This is a genomic window from Anaerotignum sp., from assembly GCF_031981185.1.
Taxonomy (GTDB): domain Bacteria; phylum Bacillota; class Clostridia; order Lachnospirales; family Anaerotignaceae; genus Chakrabartyella.
Window position 1 is genome coordinate 91,199 of sequence record NZ_DALYUL010000004.1, and the last position, 18,834, is coordinate 110,032.

An 18,834-nucleotide genomic window follows, 5' to 3' on the forward strand; every position below is an offset into this window, starting at 1 on the left:
GGGGGTATGTTTCTGATTTAGACCAGAGAAAGCCTGTGATTATCTGCGGTGACCTAAATGTTGCCCATAATGAAATTGACCTGAAAAACCCATCTTCTAACAGGCGCAGTGCCGGGTTTACAGATGAAGAAAGAGGGAAGTTTACCCAGCTGTTAAGTGTCGGGTTTGTTGATACATATCGTTTCTTTTATCCGGATGCAAAGGGTAATTATTCTTGGTGGAGCTATCGTTTTAATGCCAGAAAAAACAACGCAGGATGGCGCATTGATTATTATGTTGTTTCTGAAAGACTAAAAGAAAAGCTTGTGGATGCAAAGATTCATAGCCACATTATGGGATCAGATCATTGCCCTGTGGAATTGGAGATTACGTTTTAATTCGATAAAAAAGACCCGTGAATCCACGGGTCTTTTATCATCTATATTTTATCTGCATTAATTTATCTGCATAATAGCAATTTATGCAGTTTTCTTTTTGCGGAAAATAACACGGCATCCTTCAATCGCCAAATCAATTGCCAGAGCAATCAATAAAACGATGAATAGGATTTGCAATCCTTCTGTTGAAAGGGTCGCAGTTCCAGCAGAAAAAGCTTTTACGTTTTTAATTAACGTAACAACCAATGCACTTAATGTTGCAATAAGCATGAAAATCATTGGCACAATAAACATTTTATTGTTTTTGCCAATATTACCTAACCAAGCAGCCGCAGCCAAGAGAGCCAGCGCTGCTAAGAGCTGATTGGCTGAACCGAATAGAGGCCAAATTTTAGCATAACCGCCAGCCGCCATAACACCACCGATGATAACAGTAACAAGCGTTGCAAAAAATGGATTTGCACAAACTTTTTTGAAACCTGTTAATGTTTTTGCATCGGTTCCTTCGGGAATAAAGAACTCCTGGAACATATATCTAGCCAGTCTTGTTGCTGTATCCAAAGAGGTGAGGCAGAATGCTGATACAGCTAATATGATAACTGCATAGGCCACATCATATGCGGATTCCAAACCGATAGCAGCAATCATGGATGCAATTCCTGTTGCAAAAACCTGAGTAGGCGTGCCCTTGGGCATAGCGCCATCAGCAAAAAGAATGCCCACTGCGATTAAAGAGATAACTGCCAAAGCACACTCAATTAACATTCCACCGAAACCAATAATTTTGGCATCTTTTTCAGAATTAAGTTGTTTGGAAGTTGTACCAGAACCAACCAAGCTATGGAAGCCGGAAATGGCACCACAGGCAACGGTGATAAAGAGCATTGGGAACAAGGCGCTATTTCCATCGATTCCGGAAAATCCAGTGAAGGCAGGCAGAGCAACGGCAGGGTGGCTTCCGACAATACCTATCACAGCCGCAATCATCATACCATACAAAAGGAATGAATTTAAATAATCTCTGGGTTGAAGCAAAATCCAAACCGGTGTGACAGAAGCAATAAAAATGTAGATAAGAATAAGGATTAACCATGTGTTTGCTGATAAATAAATGGGGAATTTTAGACCAATGGTAATACAAGCGATAATGGCAATAATGCCCACAACAGTTGCCACACTAAGAGGTGCGTTTTTACGATAGACCAAAGCCCCGAAAATAATTGCAATAATAATGAATAATACCGAGATTGTTGCTGTGGAGCCATTTGCTGGAATGATGTCACCCTCTGGGGTGAAGCCGTTAAAGGTTCCAACAACAATACTTGCAAAAGCGGCAACAACAAGGAGCAAGGTTAGATAAGCAAAAATTAAAAACAACTTTTTCGCTTTTGCACCAACGTTTTGCTCAATGACATAACCAATTGATTTTCCTTTGTGACGGATTGATGCAAAAATAGATGAAAAATCTTGAACAGCACCAAAGAAAATACCGCCAATGAGGATCCAAAGTAATACAGGAAGCCAACCAAAAATAGCTGCCTGAATGGGACCGTTTATGGGACCTGCACCCGCAATCGATGCAAAGTGGTGACCCATCAAAACAGGAGCTTTTGCAGGGACATAGTCCACACCATCCTGCTGGGTGTGTGAGGGTGTTTCTTTTGAGGGATCAACCCCCCACTCCTTAGCCAGCCAGCTGCCGTATGTAATGTAGCCAATAAGAAGAACAGCAACGGAGATGATTAATAATAACAATGAATTCATAAATATCCTCCTTTCCAAGGAAATGCATTAAAATATAGATGATTGTGGAAACGCTGATTTATTCTGAGTGAACGCTTGATAGAAAAATATTCCAGTTCAACTACGTAAAAAAAATTAAGAGCGTAAGATGCCACACTAACAATTCTTCTTTTACCACGGAATAATTTTACTCACAATTCGTACACCCTGCATCAAACCAGTGACTCCTAAGATAAAATATTTTGCAGCAACGGCAGGAGTTCTTTCCCCCTGTGATTAGAATAGACCTTTCCGTTGCTGAGGTCTACCGCAGCGATTCTAAGGTGCATCCATCCATGTAAGGAAAATAGATAGGTTTTATGGTAGTAGGTTTTTTTTATTTGCTGAATGATTTCATCAGGAAGCAAATCTGAAATTAAAATTAAAGTTACGTAGGAATACATGTGCTCACTATGGGGCTTAATCTGAGCTAAGCCAAGTTGTAAGACCTCTTTTTTCAAGGAAATAAAACTTTCTGTGTCTGGAACATCGGCAAAGGCGAAGTATGCATATTCATTCATTTCCGTTGCCCAAAGCTTTGCTGAACGCACCAGAACATATTTTTCTGAGCGTGAGTGGAACTGAGCAATGGCTGGAAATTGGCTGGAACCAACAGCAACATTATATTGGATATCGAAAAAAGCCTCATAGGAGGGCATAAGCTTTTGTAAAAAAAGTTCTTTTGTCATAGGTCACCTCGGAATCTATTATGTTGTTTTATATTAGTATACTCCTATGGGAAGTGGTATTACAACTTGGAAGTCACTTTTCCATTTAATTCAGCAACTTAAGAGCAGATAGAGAAAAAAAAATAATTAGAATGCCATTTATTTACAAAAAAGTAAAAAAAGTTCGATAAAAAATATGCAATATACATAACGTTTTTGTACTTGAAAAAAAACTATTAGATATATTGATGAATAAGCAAAAAAATAGTAATAAAATATTTTTTTGTATAAATCGATTTGTTGACCCATAATTCCCCAATAAAAACTCCCTAAAAACAAGAATTGTTATATACAAGTCATAAGGGGGAGGAAATTTCCTTGCCCTTATGAGGGTGTATGGATTGTTTTTAGGGAGTTCCGATTATTTATTAAGTTTTAAGGTTATTTTCCTGATTCTAAGAAAGAAAGCTTTTCTAACAAAATATTACTACGGTCAATAAAATTTGTCATTTCCTGTGAGGTTAGAGGGCGATGGCTCATTAGCGCCAAATCATAAACATGGCGGCAAAGCATTTCTGCATCCTCTTTCTTGTCCTCTTTTTCGCTCATATCCAACAGATTTTTTACAAGGCCATTGGAGCGATTGAGAACCAAGGTTTCTTCCGGCTTAACATCTGCAAACATTGATTTTAATTCGGTGGCATTTCCATATGCCTCCATCATTTCCAGCATACGTCGGGATTTTTCACTTAAAAGAAGCATTGCCGAAACACTTTCGGCTTTCAAATCTTCCACACTTACTTTCAGAGAATCGTTTTGCAAAATTCCCTGGAAGAATGATTCCATCCGTGCGCTTGTATGCTCTTCAGCCTGTTTTTTTGCTTCTGATATTTCTGTATCATCTTTTTTCTGTAAGGTTTCAGAAATATCTGCATCAATGCGCTGGATAGAGATACCCGAATTTTTATACTCCAAGAAGGAGACAAAGGGTTTGTCAACGGGAGTAGAGAAAATAGCCGCTTCAAGACCCTGTTCTTTAAACAAACGGATATACTGTGCCTGTAAATTTTCGTCAGAAACAAAGAATAACTTATTTTCATGCTTTTCTTTGTTTTTTTCCAAATATTCAGGAAGGGTTTCATATACGTCATCAGTGGTTTTGAATAACAACGCATCCTTCACTTTATCATAAAATTTTTCTTCTCTCATACAGCCATATTTAATGAAAACGCCAATATTATTCCAGAAACCTTCGTAAGCGGAACGCTCATTCTTGAAAAGCTGTGTCAGCTTATCGGCAACTTTTTTTGTGATATAGGTGCTCATTTTTTCAACATAGCCATCATTTTGCAATGCACTACGGGATACGTTTAGAGGCATATCGGGGCAATCCAAAACACCTTTTAACAGGAGCAGAAATTCTGGCACAACCTCTTTGATATTATCAGCAATGTATACTTGATTGGCATAGAGTTTAATTTCTCCATCCATTACATCCATATGCTCCACCAGCTTAGGGAAATATAAAATTCCCTTTAGGCGGAAGGGATAGTCCATATTCAAATGAATCCAAAACAAAGGATCATTCATATCAAAAAATACTTTGTGGTAAAAAGCCTTATACTCTTCCTCCGTACAGTCATTGGGCTGTTTTTGCCATAATGGAGTGGTATCGTTTAAAGGCTTAGGTGTATCCTCATTTTCTGCTTTTTTTTCTTCAAGCTTTTCTAAAGCATCATCTTTGGTGAGGGTTTCCGCCTCTTCAGGAGAAATATGGATGGTATTAGATTCTTTTTGTTCAGCTTCTTTTTCAGCTTCGGTTTGTTCTTTCACAATATCAACGAAAATGGGTACTGGCATAAAGGAACAATATTTGCGAAGGGCGGCATAAAGGGTAGATTCTTCCAAGAATTCTTTGCCATCCGTACCTAAATAGAGGGTAATGGTGGTACCTCTAGATTCTCTGTTACCCCCGTCCATTTCATAATCAATACCACCTTCGCAAAGCCATTTTGCCCCTTTGGCACCGGTCTGATAGGAAAGGGTATCAATCTCTACTTTATCGGCAACCATAAAGGCGGAATAAAAGCCCAATCCAAAATGGCCGATGATTTCATTTTCCTGGTCAGCTTTTTCTTGAAATTTGGCAAGAAAATCTGTAGCTCCGGAAAAAGCGATTTGGTTAATGTATTTTTTGATTTCATCTGCAGTCATGCCAATCCCGTTGTCGATGATTTGCAGCGTATGAAGGTCTTGATTTAAAACAACACGGATTGCGAATTGTTCGTCGTCGGGGATTTCTGCTTCCCCCATACGTGTGAGCTTTTGCAATTTTGTAACAGCATCACAGGCGTTGGATACCAATTCTCTGACAAAAATATCCTTGTCAGTATAAAGCCACTTCTTAATAATGGGCAGGAAATTTTCACTATTAATGGATAGATTTCCTTTTTCGTTCATTTCGCATAACCTCCTAAAACAAAAATTGTTTGTAGCATGTATCATACATTGTAATTTTAGCCAATTGAGAAGAAAAAGTCAATAAAAAATTAGCACTCGATTTAATTGAGTGCTAACAAAATTTACGTCTCTATTTGAATTGGAATTTCATGCTTTTTGAAAAAGCCTAAAATATCTTCATCCCATTGCTTTGTTGCTTTTTGTTCTAAGGAAAATGTTTCTTCTGTAATAGAGGTGGTGCATAAAAGGGTACCCTCCCGAAACAGAAGATTTAAAAAAACTGCTTTAGCATTAGGGTACCTCTCGATTTTTTCCTTTGGAAGAGAAAATACCAATTTCATGCTTTTAGGAAGTCGTTTGCCTTTTACAGATTCAAAAACAAAGGGTTTGATGTCCGCCCAAAGACAAAATAGCTCGGGGTCCTCCTCTGTAAGGAAGCTTTCCTCTTTTTTGCCATTTATGGAAAAGGAGGCAAAGGAGGATATCTCCCCTTGACGGAAAGTAAAATGGTCAAAAATATCTCCTTTTAATAGATATGCCATCAATTTTTTAGTATCAAAAACGGTAAATGCTAACATGGTTGTTCCTCCTGAAATATTTTAGAAATGATGCTTTAAAAAAACAATTTCAAAAATATAAATTTTGCTTTTATTCAATCTACTAATAAAAGCTTATATGATAAATTGTATCGTAAAAATTTATTCCTATTACATATGTCTGTTTTATATTACTATGAAAAGATAGAAAAAACAAATAAAATGATGAGGGTGACAGTCAGGCAAAATTTATTTGGAAATGAATTGCGTTTAAAGACAGGCTATATTATAATATTATAATTATGACATGAGAATGGATCATTTTGGTTTAGAAACGAGAATAGAGCAATTTGATCCATTGGTAATAAGACGAATTGATGTTTTAAGGAACTGCTGATTTATTTTTTGTATATTTCTAGAGGGAAGTTTATCATTAAAACGGCTTCATAAAACCTTGAAGATACCAACCTTTCTAGTTAAGTATTGATAAAACAGTGCTTTCTTTCGTTTATTTTAAAAGGACTTTACATTGGACACAATGATGTTTGAAATGTGAAAAAATGGGAATCCTTTATTAAAATGTTGATACGAAACATTATTTATTTTTGTAGTGTTTTATAGTAGTACAACCACAATTTTGGGAGGATAGCAATATGGCAGAAGAAAAGATTATGGAAAATGGCGGATTAGGTGCGACTGGAAACTTTATACATAGTTATATCCAGGAGGACTTGAAGGGAGAATTAAATAAAATTCATACCCGATTCCCACCTGAACCTAATGGCTATTTGCATATTGGACATGCAAAATCCATCTGCCTGAACTTTGGTTTAGCAAATCTTTACGGAGGAAAGTGCAATCTACGTTTTGACGATACAAACCCTGCAAAGGAAGACGTTGAATATGTTGATTCTATCCGCGAGGATGTAAAGTGGCTGGGCTTTGATTGGGAAGACAGATTATATTATGCATCCAGCTATTTTGAGCAGTACTATCAGGTTGCTTTAAAGTTGATTCGAGAAGGCAAAGCTTTTGTTTGCGACTTGCCAGCGGAGGAAATGCGCCAATACCGTGGAACATTAAGTACACCGGGTAAGGAAAGCCCTTATCGCAATAGAAGTGTAGAAGAAAATTTGGATTTATTCGAACGCATGAAAAACGGGGAATTTCCTGATGGTTCCCGCACACTCAGAGCGAAGATTGATATGGCCTCTCCTAACATTAACATGAGAGACCCTGTTATTTATAGAATTGCCCACGCCACCCACCACACAACAGGGGATACATGGTGCATTTATCCGATGTACGATTTTGCCCATCCGTTGGAGGATGCCATTGAAGGAATCACCCATTCCATTTGTACTATGGAGTTTGAAGATCATCGCCCCTTATATGATTGGGTAGTAAGAGAAGCAGGATTTTTGGTGAACCCTCCCAGACAGATTGAGTTTGCACGTTTGGGGATGACAAATACAGTAATGAGCAAAAGAAAACTTCGTGCTTTGGTTGAGGATGGCCTAGTTGATGGCTGGGACGATCCCCGTATGCCTACCATCAGCGGTTTGCGCCGCAGGGGATATACGCCTGAAGCCATTCGAGATTTCTGTGAGCGCATTGGTGTATCCAAGGCCAACAGTGTGGTTGACAGCGGTTTATTGGATTACTGTATTCGTGACGATTTGAAGGCGAAGGCAAAGGTTGTTATGGCGGTTTTAGATCCATTGAAGCTGGTTATTACAAATTATCCTGATGGTCAAGTGGAAATGATGGACCTGGAAAACAACCCAGAAAACCCTGAACTTGGTACAAGAAGAGTGCCCTTCACCAAAGAGCTCTATATAGAAAGAGAAGATTTCATGGAGGAGCCCGTGAAAAAATTCTTCCGTTTGGCTCCAGGTAAGGAAGTGCGCTTAAAAGGTGCATATTTTGTAACTTGTACTGATTTTGTGAAGGATGAAGATGGAAACGTTATAGAAGTACATTGTACTTATGATCCCGAAACAAGAAGCGGCAGTGGCTTTGAGGGAAGAAAAGTAAAAGGTACACTTCACTGGGTGAGTGCAACGGATAATGTTCAGGCTACAGCAAGATTATATGATTATATGATGTTGGATAATCCTGAGGATTCCAACGGAGAAATGATTATGAATCCCAATTCCTTAGAGGTAAAGAAATGCTTTATCGAGACGACGGTAAAAGAGGCCGCAAAAGGGGAGCGATTCCAATTTATGCGCAATGGCTACTACATTGTAGACACTAAAGATACCACAGAGGAAAAATTGGTATTTAACCGCATTGTACCGCTAAAGAGTTCTTTTAAATTATCTTAAATGAAAAAGACCGACGGACAACACATATCCGTTGGTCTTTTTTTATGGCATCCCTAATTTTATCAAAGCCATTGTTGTAAATGAGATGTAGTGTATTTCATTTCACTAGTAGATGAGTGCTACTTGGTGGCAAGTCTTAAGAGCGATTATGGTGTAAATTGTTTTTGAAAGTCAGGAATGGGGTTTCTAGTGGGAAATGGTAATTTGTGGATGATATCACGATATGTTTTTTGGTGTTTTATTAGCGTAGGGATTACAGTGGAGACACTCATCTTCTTGTTAAGTGCGGAAATATGCGAAGAGGTACATAATTTTTAATACTTAGTTCTTAGGGCATTTAATAGGCAAGACCATATAATATTTTATGTAATTTTTTTGCATAATTAGACAAATAATAACAATTCTTATTTTCATCAAATTTTTTTTGTGGTAATATAAAATCAATTATAAATGTAATTCTTTTATTGGTTAATTTATAGGGGGAATTGGGCTTTAGTGAAAACTAAAGGAGGGTTTTGGTAACCCTTTTGGTACGGCGATAATCTGCGATTTCTAGCGAGAGGAAGTGCTCAAAATGAAAAATAAATATATATCGATGCGTAAAATTATAATGCTTTCTTTTGTTCTGATTATGTTTTTTTCTGTATTCTTCATTGGAGATATGGTTTTTTTTCGTTGGATATCATCTACGGAGAAAATAACAGAGAAAATGGCTTTTGATATTAACCGTGAGATTGCAAATCGTATTAATCTTTTCATGAATGTGCCAATGCATATCAATGAAGTGAATGGAAAACTAATTGAAAGAAACCTTATCAATTTATCCTCAGTGAGGGAGCGGGACAAGTATTTTCTTGGAATAATTCAATCCCATCAAGACGAGATATATAGTTTTACTTATGGAATGGAGAATGGCACATATGTTGGGGCAAGAAGAAATGAAAAAGGGGAGATTCAAATTGTAGATAATAATTCTAATACGGGGGGAAGTTCATGGTATTACTCTGTTAATGGGGATTTAACCCGAGGGGAGGTTGTCTTAAAGACAAACAAATTTGACCCCAGAACCAGAGACTGGTATATTTCCGCTAAAACACTAGGAAAGCAAACCTTTTCACCTGTCTATAAGCATTTTGTAATGGAAGATTTAACAATATCTGCATCAGTACCCATTTTTGATGGGCAGGGCAAGCTGCTAGGGGTATTGGGGACCCATATGAATTTATCAAACATTAATCAATATATGCAAGAGGTGGTAAAGGAGTATCAAGGTTATGCGCTGGTTTTGGAGAAAGATACAAGCACTTTGATTGCAAATTCTTTTAAAGGAGATAATTTTACAGTTTTAGAAGATGGAAGTTTTAAAAGGAATAAAGTTAGCGATTTAAATAATGAATTCATTTCAGGAATCATGGAAAAATATAATACAGACCAAGTCGAAACATTTGAGTTTTTGTATCAGAACACAGGTTACTATGTGAATGTGGTGAATTATCATAATGATGGTTTGGACTGGGTTATTGTATCGGCTATACCAAGTAACCTTTTTACCAAGGAAATATACGCAAATATGAGGTTAACAGGACTTATTATGATTATTGCATTTCTATGCATTGTTATTATTTATCGAGTTTTTATCAAGTGGCTATTTAGGCCCATAGATGATTTGGTTTTGGTTTCAAATCAAATTGCAGCAGGCAATTTATCTACCAGAGCATCAAAAATAAGAAATGATGAAATCGGAAATCTATGTCTTTCCTTCAATTATATGGCGGATCGAATATTTGAGCTTGTAAATAATTTAGAAGACAAGGTAAAGGAGCGAACAAAAGCGCTGGAATTTGCAAATGAGGAAATAAATAGAACAAAAGATAGCTTATTTTTGATTTTAGACAGTACGGCTGAAGGTATTTTGGGAATTGATTTAACAGGAAAATGCATTTTTTGCAATAACAGTTGTATTAAGTTATTAGGCTATGATTCTCAAGAAAATATTCTTGGAGAACACCTTAATACCATTCTTTTTCATGAAGTGGTCAGTGAGAAGGACCCTCTAAACAATAATATTATTTTAAAGTGTATTCTTTCTAATGAAAAAGTATCCGCAGAAGAACAGATATTTTGGAAGGCTGATGGAACCCAAATTAGCGTAGCGTATCATGCCCGCTCCAAGTTAAAGAATGGAGAAATTATTGGTGCCGTTGTCACATTTATTGATATAACTGAAAGAAAAGAAGGGGAAGCAAAAATTAAATATTTGGGTAGTCATGATGCTTTAACCGGTCTTTTGAACAGAAGTGGTTATGAAGATAAGGTGAAGGAATATGACAATCCATTATTTTTTCCGATTTCAATTATTTTTGGTGATTTAAATGGACTGAAGCTAATGAATGATGTATTCGGACATGGTGCCGGAGATATGCTTATTCAAAAGACGGCAGAAGTGCTAAAAAAGGCTTGCAGAGATATTGATATCGCCGCAAGAGTTGGCGGTGACGAATTTATCGTTTTGTTACCTAAAACAGATGCCGAGGAAGCCTTACAGATTATGAAGCAAATCAAATTTGAAATGTCAAAAGAAAGAGTTTTTGGCATAAAATCTAGCATTGCCATTGGATTTGATACAAAAGATAATAGCGCTCAAATTTTCGAAAAGGTAATGGGAAATGCGGAAAGAGAAATGTACAAAGAAAAACTGCTGTCCAAGAAAAATTATAGTATTGATACCATACAGTCAATTTTGAAAATCTTATATGAAAGAAATCCCATAGAAAAAGTTTACACGGGAAGAGTGGTTTCATTATCTAATAGAATGGGCAGGAAAATAGGCCTTACTGCGCATGAGCAAAAGCGCCTAACAGATGTTGCTTATATTCATGGGATTGGGAAAATTGTTTTGGATGAAGAAATTTTCAAAAAAGATGAGTTAAGTGAAAAAGAACAGTTTCAGATGAATCAACACCCCATTGTTGGATTTCGGATTCTGAACCTATTTGACAATACCTTGGATTTGGCTGATTATGTTTATGCGCTACATGAAAAATGGGATGGAACGGGAATGCCAAAGGGATTAAAAGGAGAGGAAATTCCTTTCATATCAAGAATGATGCAATTATAGGAAGATATGAAGAAAGGGTATTGAAAAATGCAGATAATTATATCGGCTACAATACAGATTTGGTGTTGAAGGAAATACAAGAGCTTTCTGGGAAGGATTTTGACCCCCAATTAATAGAATTGTTTATTCATGTTATTAAGGAAATGGATGAAAGTGATTTTGATATGTAATCACATCATTATAATAAAATCTACTTATGAAAGCTGTTTAAACTATAAAGCTAAAAGGTGGTTTTCTGTATAGACTCCTTGAAAATAGAGAGAAAGTCACAGATAAAAATTACACTGTAACTTTAAAGAAACCTTTAATATTTTCTTTGTATTCTCGAAATCCCTTTTTAACAAGGAAAAAATATAGTATACTTTGTCTATACAAAAGAATTGGAGAGGATTAATGTGAGGGAATTATTGCAGGATTGCAATCGTGTTGTTGTTAAGGTTGGAACATCCACCATTACATACCCCAACGGTCTTTTGAACCTGAAGCGCATGGATGAGCTGGCTTGGGTTCTAACAGACCTTAAAAACAGCGGCAAGGATGTTATATTGGTTACGAGTGGTGCAATTGGTGTTGGATCGGTGCGCATGGGTATGAAGGAAAGACCCACTGTGATGCGCCAGAAACAGGCTGCTGCAGCGGTTGGACAGGCTATGATAATGCAGATATATCATAATTTTTTTGATCGTTATAACCAAACGGTTGCACAAGTTTTGCTGACCAAGGAAGAAGTTGGCAGTGAGGAACGATATCAGAATACAAAGAATACAATGGAAACATTGATGGAATTGGGTGTAATACCCATTGTCAATGCCAATGACAGTATCTCTACGGAGGAAATAGGGATTTCTGATAACGATAGGCTATCCGCTATAGTAGCTGAAATTATTCGTGCGGATCTTTTGATATTAATGACGGATATTGATGGGCTATATGACAGTGATCCAAAATCGAATTCTGATGCGAAGCGCGTTTCTTGCGTAGATTGGGTTACGGACGAGGTTAGACAGATGGCGGGCGACAAAGGCTCAGCTTTTAGCGTGGGAGGGATGCTCACCAAATTGCAAGCGGCGGAGATTTGTCAAGATGCTGAGGTGAAAATGGCCATTGTGTTAGGTGAGGACCCAACGATTATTCATCGAGTGATAGCTGGCGAAGACGTAGGAACATTTTTTAATAGTAAGAAAGCATAGATATTTATAAGGAGTGTGATTTGTATGGGTTTTTGCCCAAAATGCGGGAGAGAGATTTTTGATGAAAGTCTCGGGTGTCCTGTTTGTACGTTAAGTGAAGGCAAGAATGCGACCAAAGCTGATGTGGATGATGCAGAGGTAATCAATGAATTTACCGTTGAAGATAAAGATGGTACTTCTCAGAAATTTAAGGGAGAAAGTGAAGCCAAAAGCTGGGAAAGTTATCAATCACAGGAACCTAAGCCTGTGCAAGAGCAGGTTATTCCTACGGTGTTAAAAGTAATTACGATTCTTTTAATTCTTTTTGTAGGTGGTTTTGGTCAGATTGCAGGCTTGATTGCAGGTATAATTTTATTGAAAAGTCCCATTGAGGATTACAGTAGATTTGGTAAGACCTTAATTACCATTAGCAGTATCATGCTGGCATTTTGGATATTGTGTTGTGTGATTCAGGGGGTTTTTGGGATTTTCGGAAGTATGATGTATTACTTCCCTTATTATTAATTGCTATGAATACAATATTTAAAATGATTGGCTCTGCCGTCTGTCACCAGATGGCAGAGCGCAGCTTTATCCTTCAGGGACAGCAGTTGCCTGTCTGCGCACGATGCACTGGAATTTATGCGGGAATATTTTTTACCATGATATTTTTTTTCGTTTTTAAGAGGCTTCATGGGAACAGACCTTTTTCAACCAAGGGTATGCTTCTTGGAGCCTTAGCCTTTATCCCCATCTCGATTGATGGGTTTTTCAGTTATTTAGGATTTTGGGAAAGTACCCAGTTATTAAGAGTGGTTACCGGTGCATTGGCAGGGGCATCACTGCCAGGATTTTTTCTTTTGGGCGCAAACTTTACGGTGGGAGCAGAAAACAATAAACCTATTTTTCAATCTTTTACAGAACAGATTTTGTTAATGGGAATCACCCTTTTCTGGGGAATCATTCTGTGGTTAAATATAGGAAGCTACTTTTTTGCTTCTGTGGTTATTGTGCTTGGAATTGTATGTTTTTGGTGCGATTTGATTTATTTAATTTTGAAAAATATAGCCGGCAATAAAAAACTGCCTTTTTGGCTGTTATCATTTTGCGGAAGTTTTCTGATTATTATGACAATAGGGGTGTTGCGGCAATGAAAAACAGGCTACGTCAAGAAATATTGCAAAAACGCAAGGAACTATCTGAAGAAGAACGCCAACTAAAAAGTGATAAAATTATGTCTACCCTGAGAAGCAGTGAAAGATACGAAAAAGCAAAAACGATATTCACTTTTATTTCTATGGATAAAGAGGTAAACACATATCCTTTGATTGAACAAGCGTGGAAAGACGGAAAAAAGGTTGCCGTTCCCATTGCTAAAGCAAAAGGGGAAATGTATTTTGTGCCTATTGATTCTTTTTCTGAACTGAAAAAAAGTGGATTTGGTGTTATGGAGCCTGAAAAAGAAAGGGAAGACAGGGTAATACCAAAGGAAGGGGATGTATTTCTCGTTCCAGGCAGTGTATTTGATAAAAAAGGGAATCGTTATGGTTACGGCGGTGGATTCTACGATCGTTTTTTTGAGCAAAACCCGTATATTCATAGAATTGCCGTGGCGTTTTCTTTTCAGGTAATGGATTTTGATTTACAAGTGGAAGCATTTGATAAACCCGTTGATTGTATTATAACGGAAAATGGCTTGATAGGGGGTTTTTAATGATGAGTATTTTGACTGAAATGGGGCAGAGAGCAAAGGATGCATCCGTTGTATTGGGGGTATTATCCACACCGAAAAAAAATGAAGCCCTTTGCCATGGTGCAGAGGCCCTTTTGGCGGCAGAGAAAGAGATTCTTTCAGCCAATCAGATGGATGTGGAGGAGGCGCTGGCATCGGGCATCAAGGGTGCCTTCATTGATCGTTTGACGTTGACACAGGCGAGACTTGAGGAGATGGCGGAGGGGCTTCGTCAAGTTGCGGCATTGGATGACCCTGTGGGCGAGATGCTCTCTATGAAGACCATGGACAACGGGCTAATCATCGGACAGAAAAGAGTGCCTATGGGTGTAATTGGGATAATCTTCGAGGCTAGACCAAACGTTACCGCTGATGCCTTTGGCTTATGCTTAAAGGCAGGCAGTGCGGTTATACTAAGGGGAGGCAAAGAAGCGTTCCGTACCAATCAAGCCGTTGTAACAGTATTTCGTAAAGCTATGGAAGAGGTAGGACTGCCAGGAGATATTGTGCAGGTGGTGCCTGACACTTCAAGGGAGACAGCCAATGAAATGATGAGGCTCAATGGATATTTGGATGTATTGATCCCTCGGGGTGGGGCAGGTTTGATTCAAAGTGTGGTGCAAAACAGTACTGTTCCTGTAATTGAAACGGGCGTTGGAAACTGCCATATTTTTGTGGATGAGACTGCAAACTTAGATCAGGCTGTGGCTATTGTGATGAATGCGAAAACCCAGCGTCCCGGTGTTTGCAACGCTTGCGAAAGTCTTTTGGTGCATAAAAAGATTGCAGAAACATTTCTCCCCATGGTGGGGAAGGCTTTACAGGAAAAAGCTGTTGAAATTCGTGGAGACGAAACAACCTGTGCCCTGATTTCTGGATCTGTTCCAGCAGTAGAGGAAGATTGGGCAACGGAATTTACGGATTATATTATCTCTACCAGAGTGGTTTCTCATATTGATGAGGCCATCAGACATATACGTAAATATTCTACCGGGCATTCTGAGGCAATTCTTACAGAAAACTATACTAACGCTCAGCGTTTTTTGAATGAAGTAGATGCCGCAGCAGTATACGTGAATGCTTCTACCCGTTTCACTGACGGCGGACAATTTGGTTTTGGCGCAGAAATTGGTATTAGCACTCAGAAGCTCCATGCAAGGGGACCCATGGGATTGAAAGAACTGACCACGACGAAATACATTATTTATGGAAACGGGCAAATAAGACAGTAATGGAGGATGTTTGGTGGATGCAAATAGAACAACAAAATATTTAGATGACTGGGTGCGAGTGCCTCTTTGTGATAAAGGTGACAAATTGTACCACTATACCGCTGCAGAAGGGGTTCAAGGCATTATTGAAAACAGGCAGTTTATTGCCACAAAAAGTGACTTTTTAAATGACAAACTTGAGTTTTTATATTCTTTAGAGATTTTAGAAAAAGTAATCGACACCTATATCGTAAATAAGGAATTGGGCAAGAGATTATATAAAACTATAAAGGCAGAGATGGATGAACTGGCTATTATTACTCCCTCCTGTCAAACGGTTTGTGTGCCAGACCATGAGAACAAGAGTTTTTACGTAATTTCCTTCTCCAAGCTGGATAACAGCGCATTACTTTGGGCTGAATTTACTGATTTTAGAGGGTATTGTCTTGGGTTTGATTATGAAAAGCTGGTGCAAGGATTTACCGGCAGGTCTTTTTTACATGGAACGGTCATTTATAATGAGGAGGTTCAAATTTCCTGTCTTTTGGATGCGCTGATTGCCTGTGTCCACAGGGGTGTGAATGATGGTTTCGTTGACTTGGATACTATATTTGAAGAAAATGCGGAAATCGGTGATGAAGCATTAATGGAAATTGGGGGAGACATGGCTATGGTTTGCTCTGTTTATGCCATGTTCTTTAAAAGTGAATTTTTTAAGGGAGAAGAAGAATATCGTTTTGTATTTTCTCCTCTACGAACAGATCGGGGCGGTCAACCTAGATTTCGCATTTTAAACCAGATATTTTTACCATATATTATGGTGGAACTGGATGGATTTGCATCGCCCATTCCATTGACTTCTGTTACTGTAGGTGCAAAAAATAACAGTGATATAGCAGTGCGGGGTATGCGGTCCTTTTTGATGGGGCAAGGCCTTGATAATATTCCCGTTACCCTATCGGATATTCCACTAAGGTATTAATGAATTGAAAGAAATGGGGGATACAATGAAAATTGCCATATTGGGACTTGGTGCTGTGGGAGCTACCGTTGCAGGGGGATTAAAGAAATATGAAAAAAATCTGATTTTTATTGCCCGAGGAGAGACAAAAAAGGTTCTAAAGCGAGAAGGTTTATTTCTGGAGTCTGAGAAATTGGGAAATCAAAGAATTCAACCAGGTTTGGTATCCGATGATCCTAAGGAAATTGGTTTGGTAGATGTCTTGTTTCTTTGCAGTAAAAGCTATGGTTTGGAGACAGCCTGCCAAAAATATAGGGATATTATAGGGGAAAACACCTTGGTTGTTCCTTTGCAAAATGGGATTATGTCGTCCAGGTATGTTTCGGATTGGCTCAATAAAAAGTGTGTCGTGAGTGACAGCTTTATTTATTGTTTTTCTAATATTGTGGAAAAAGGACATGTGATTAACCGTGGAGAGCTTTTGCGTATCGGCATCGGCTTTGCAGATGGAAAAGACAATGAAAAGGCCAAACAGCTTGTTGCAATGCTTAATGAAGGAGGGTTACCTTCTGACTACGGGCAGGATATTATGAAGGCCCTTTGGGAAAAGTATGCCATGATGTGTGGTAATAGCTGCGCATTCATCTATTTTGACTGTGAAGCGGGAGAAATTCAAAAGGATACCAAAAAAATGGAGTTTTTACGAGGCATTTATGAAGATATCCTCCGTTTGGCAAAGGCATCAGGGGTTAAAGGCATGGAGGAAATGCCCGATAAATATTATCAGCACTTTTTAACTCTGCCCCCCCAGACTATTTCTTCTTTATATAGAGATATTCGTGAAGGAAAAGAGGAAACGGAATTTGAATGGGTGGTAGGTGGTGGCTGCAAATTAGCCCAAGAGCTGGGTGTTCTGGTACCTTATATGAAAAAGGTGTATGAAGGGAAAGCAGGAAAATAACTTGGCATATTAGAGCTTGAAAGAAAAAGGGAAGGACAAAACAAAATGTTTTGCCACTTCCCTTCTTTGCATAGTAGAGAACTGATGCAGTTTAATATTTTTTTTCTACTATGTGACGAATCAAAAGGATGAGCAGAAGGTCAACACAAAGCAGGGTCTCTAGGGTATAGAAAACGGTTATGGAGAAAAAACCGGAAATCAACATAGAAACATATATAATACCAACAGATACATAGGTGAAAATGGTATAGCTTACCCGAAGTATATAGATATTTCTCTCATCTGTTTCCAACAGCTCAAGTTTCTTCATCTTTTCGGGGTTTTTTATAAGGGATTTGTTTTTAATAAACAATAAGAGTGAAACCACAAAAAGACCGATAAAGGAGCCTGTGTACATAGGCCTTAATGATTCAAAGTTTTTGCTGCAAAAGGTAATTGCAAATAAAATGATAGAAGCAATCATGCAGCCAATATTTATATAAAGGCGCAGATTTAGACGTTTTTCATAGTTTACGGTGTTCATTTATTTTCCTCCTTCTCAAATAAAAAAATATCTTCAATGGTTAATTTGAAAAAACGTGCGATTTTGTGGGCCAGAAACAGTGATGCAGTATATTTCCCTACCTCTAGTGAGGTTATCGTTTGTCGGGTTACACCCACAGCCTTAGCCAAATCTTCTTGGGATAATTTTTGTTGGCGCCTTAGTTCGGCGATTCGTGTTTCCATATACGTTCTCCTTTCTGCAAAGCTAACTTTGCTTTTAGTATAGTATGCTTTGCACATAATGTCAAGTGTACTTTGCGAAAAAAATGTAATAAAGGTAAAATTGACTGGGGTTTGAATTTCTGTTATCATGAAAAAAGCAAAGAAGGAATTTTTGGAAAGGAATTTGAGAGAATGAATTATTTTTTGATTTTTTTATTTAGTATCCCTGGTATTATTTTTGCAACTACCATTCATGAATTTACAAGGGCTGCAGTTTCTACGGCGTTGGGAGATACCTTGCCCAAAAACAAAGGGCGTTTCACCTTAAATCCTTTGAAACACTTTGAACCCATTGGATTTTTGTTGTTGTTTTACAGTGGTGGTTTTGGTTGGGGAAAACCAGTAGAGACCAGTGCACTATATTATAAAAACCGAAAAAGAGATACCCTTTTGGTTGCAATATTGCCCTCTGTGGTGAATCTGGTGTTTGGTTTGGTTTTTTTAATTTTACAAAGCAAAATTTTTAATAACAATATGTATTTAGCAATGCTTTTTAATTACCTATGCTATTATAACGTAGGATTGGCTGTGTATAATGTTTTACCTGTTGCGCCCATGGACTGTGCAAAGGTGCTTTCTGTATCCATACCTGCCAATAGATATTTTCAATATTTGCAATATGAAAAAATGATTCAATTAGTTTTTTTGCTTTTGCTTTTTGTTGGCCTCGCTGGTGGCTTTTTTAATGTGATTATCAATGCCATCATTCAGTTTATGGGTATGATTCTGTAGAGCAGAGGGTGTGAAAATTGGAGCAGATTACA

The 18,834-nt window shown here is 37.9% G+C and carries 18 protein-coding genes; 12 read left to right on the top strand and 6 right to left on the bottom strand.

Annotation, left to right across the window (positions count from 1 at the left end):
* Positions 1-377, top strand: a 377-nt coding sequence (locus RTK36_RS03290; protein WP_312044310.1) for an exodeoxyribonuclease III, incomplete at its 5' end; no start/stop codon positions are given.
* Positions 378-458: 81 nt separating this feature from the next.
* Here RTK36_RS03290 and RTK36_RS03295 read toward each other — a convergent pair.
* The 4 genes from RTK36_RS03295 to RTK36_RS03310 form a co-directional block, all read right to left on the bottom strand.
* Entirely contained in the window at positions 459-2,141 is a 1,683-nt protein-coding gene (locus tag RTK36_RS03295; protein WP_312044312.1) for a carbon starvation CstA family protein, read from the bottom strand.
* Positions 2,142-2,347: 206 nt separating this feature from the next.
* Positions 2,348-2,848, bottom strand: a complete 501-nt coding sequence (locus RTK36_RS03300; RefSeq protein WP_312044314.1) for a hypothetical protein — start codon at positions 2,846-2,848, stop codon at positions 2,348-2,350.
* A 420-nt stretch (positions 2,849-3,268) separates the two neighbouring features.
* A complete protein-coding gene (gene htpG / locus RTK36_RS03305) occupies positions 3,269-5,287 on the bottom strand; it encodes a molecular chaperone HtpG (RefSeq protein WP_312044316.1) in 2,019 nt (672 codons plus the stop codon).
* A 122-nt stretch (positions 5,288-5,409) separates the two neighbouring features.
* Entirely contained in the window at positions 5,410-5,865 is a 456-nt protein-coding gene (locus tag RTK36_RS03310) for a DUF5721 family protein (RefSeq protein ID WP_312044318.1), read from the bottom strand.
* A gap of 611 nt (positions 5,866-6,476) precedes the next feature.
* On the opposite strand from RTK36_RS03310, the gene RTK36_RS03315 reads away from it, so the two are divergent.
* From RTK36_RS03315 to RTK36_RS03360, 10 genes are all read left to right on the top strand, one after another.
* A complete protein-coding gene (locus tag RTK36_RS03315) occupies positions 6,477-8,153 on the top strand; it encodes a glutamine--tRNA ligase/YqeY domain fusion protein (RefSeq protein WP_331654935.1) in 1,677 nt (558 codons plus the stop codon).
* A 574-nt stretch (positions 8,154-8,727) separates the two neighbouring features.
* Positions 8,728-11,271, top strand: a complete 2,544-nt coding sequence (locus tag RTK36_RS03320; RefSeq protein WP_312044320.1) for a diguanylate cyclase — start codon at positions 8,728-8,730, stop codon at positions 11,269-11,271.
* 20 nt (positions 11,272-11,291) lie between these two features.
* Complete coding sequence (locus RTK36_RS03325) at positions 11,292-11,441, top strand: hypothetical protein (protein WP_312044322.1); 150 nt, start codon at positions 11,292-11,294, stop codon at positions 11,439-11,441.
* Positions 11,442-11,666: 225 nt separating this feature from the next.
* Positions 11,667-12,461: a glutamate 5-kinase gene (gene proB / locus RTK36_RS03330; protein WP_331654936.1), complete on the top strand. Its 795-nt coding sequence runs from the start codon at positions 11,667-11,669 to the stop codon at positions 12,459-12,461.
* Positions 12,462-12,485: 24 nt separating this feature from the next.
* Positions 12,486-12,965: a hypothetical protein gene (locus tag RTK36_RS03335; protein WP_312044324.1), complete on the top strand. Its 480-nt coding sequence runs from the start codon at positions 12,486-12,488 to the stop codon at positions 12,963-12,965.
* Positions 12,902-13,594 (top strand): DUF2085 domain-containing protein, encoded by a 693-nt coding sequence (locus tag RTK36_RS03340; protein WP_312044327.1) that lies wholly within the window; start codon positions 12,902-12,904, stop codon positions 13,592-13,594. The genes RTK36_RS03335 and RTK36_RS03340 overlap by 64 nt, the downstream gene beginning before the upstream one ends.
* On the top strand, positions 13,591-14,154 hold the full coding sequence (locus RTK36_RS03345; protein ID WP_312044329.1) for a 5-formyltetrahydrofolate cyclo-ligase: 564 nt from the start codon (positions 13,591-13,593) through the stop codon (positions 14,152-14,154). The genes RTK36_RS03340 and RTK36_RS03345 overlap by 4 nt, the downstream gene beginning before the upstream one ends.
* 2 nt (positions 14,155-14,156) lie before the next feature.
* On the top strand, positions 14,157-15,404 hold the full coding sequence (locus RTK36_RS03350; RefSeq protein ID WP_442871332.1) for a glutamate-5-semialdehyde dehydrogenase: 1,248 nt from the start codon (positions 14,157-14,159) through the stop codon (positions 15,402-15,404).
* A gap of 13 nt (positions 15,405-15,417) precedes the next feature.
* Positions 15,418-16,365: a hypothetical protein gene (locus tag RTK36_RS03355; RefSeq protein WP_312044333.1), complete on the top strand. Its 948-nt coding sequence runs from the start codon at positions 15,418-15,420 to the stop codon at positions 16,363-16,365.
* A 25-nt stretch (positions 16,366-16,390) separates the two neighbouring features.
* Positions 16,391-17,305 carry a ketopantoate reductase family protein gene (locus RTK36_RS03360; protein ID WP_312044335.1) on the top strand — a complete coding sequence of 305 codons (915 nt, stop codon included), beginning with the start codon at positions 16,391-16,393 and terminating at the stop codon, positions 17,303-17,305.
* Positions 17,306-17,396: 91 nt separating this feature from the next.
* Here RTK36_RS03360 and RTK36_RS03365 read toward each other — a convergent pair whose 3' ends face one another.
* Both RTK36_RS03365 and RTK36_RS03370 read right to left on the bottom strand, forming a co-directional pair.
* Entirely contained in the window at positions 17,397-17,828 is a 432-nt protein-coding gene (locus tag RTK36_RS03365; RefSeq protein ID WP_312044337.1) for a hypothetical protein, read from the bottom strand.
* Positions 17,825-18,031, bottom strand: a complete 207-nt coding sequence (locus tag RTK36_RS03370) for a helix-turn-helix transcriptional regulator (RefSeq protein ID WP_312044339.1) — start codon at positions 18,029-18,031, stop codon at positions 17,825-17,827. Before RTK36_RS03370 ends, RTK36_RS03365 begins: the two co-directional genes overlap by 4 nt.
* 171 nt (positions 18,032-18,202) lie before the next feature.
* On the opposite strand from RTK36_RS03370, the gene RTK36_RS03375 reads away from it, so the two are divergent.
* A complete protein-coding gene (locus RTK36_RS03375; RefSeq protein ID WP_312044341.1) occupies positions 18,203-18,802 on the top strand; it encodes a site-2 protease family protein in 600 nt (199 codons plus the stop codon).
* The last annotated feature ends 32 nt before the right edge of the window (positions 18,803-18,834 follow it).

Coding starts and splice junctions, on each gene's coding strand:
- RTK36_RS03295 (WP_312044312.1), bottom strand. CDS start 2,141: ATGAATTCATTGTTATTATTAATCATCTCCGTTGCTGTTCTTCTTATT.
- RTK36_RS03300 (WP_312044314.1), bottom strand. CDS start 2,848: ATGACAAAAGAACTTTTTTTACAAAAGCTTATGCCCTCCTATGAGGCT.
- htpG (WP_312044316.1), bottom strand. CDS start 5,287: ATGAACGAAAAAGGAAATCTATCCATTAATAGTGAAAATTTCCTGCCC.
- RTK36_RS03310 (WP_312044318.1), bottom strand. CDS start 5,865: ATGTTAGCATTTACCGTTTTTGATACTAAAAAATTGATGGCATATCTA.
- RTK36_RS03315 (WP_331654935.1), top strand. CDS start 6,477: ATGGCAGAAGAAAAGATTATGGAAAATGGCGGATTAGGTGCGACTGGA.
- RTK36_RS03320 (WP_312044320.1), top strand. CDS start 8,728: ATGAAAAATAAATATATATCGATGCGTAAAATTATAATGCTTTCTTTT.
- RTK36_RS03335 (WP_312044324.1), top strand. CDS start 12,486: ATGGGTTTTTGCCCAAAATGCGGGAGAGAGATTTTTGATGAAAGTCTC.
- RTK36_RS03345 (WP_312044329.1), top strand. CDS start 13,591: ATGAAAAACAGGCTACGTCAAGAAATATTGCAAAAACGCAAGGAACTA.
- RTK36_RS03350 (WP_442871332.1), top strand. CDS start 14,157: ATGAGTATTTTGACTGAAATGGGGCAGAGAGCAAAGGATGCATCCGTT.
- RTK36_RS03360 (WP_312044335.1), top strand. CDS start 16,391: ATGAAAATTGCCATATTGGGACTTGGTGCTGTGGGAGCTACCGTTGCA.
- RTK36_RS03365 (WP_312044337.1), bottom strand. CDS start 17,828: ATGAACACCGTAAACTATGAAAAACGTCTAAATCTGCGCCTTTATATA.
- RTK36_RS03370 (WP_312044339.1), bottom strand. CDS start 18,031: ATGGAAACACGAATCGCCGAACTAAGGCGCCAACAAAAATTATCCCAA.
- RTK36_RS03375 (WP_312044341.1), top strand. CDS start 18,203: ATGAATTATTTTTTGATTTTTTTATTTAGTATCCCTGGTATTATTTTT.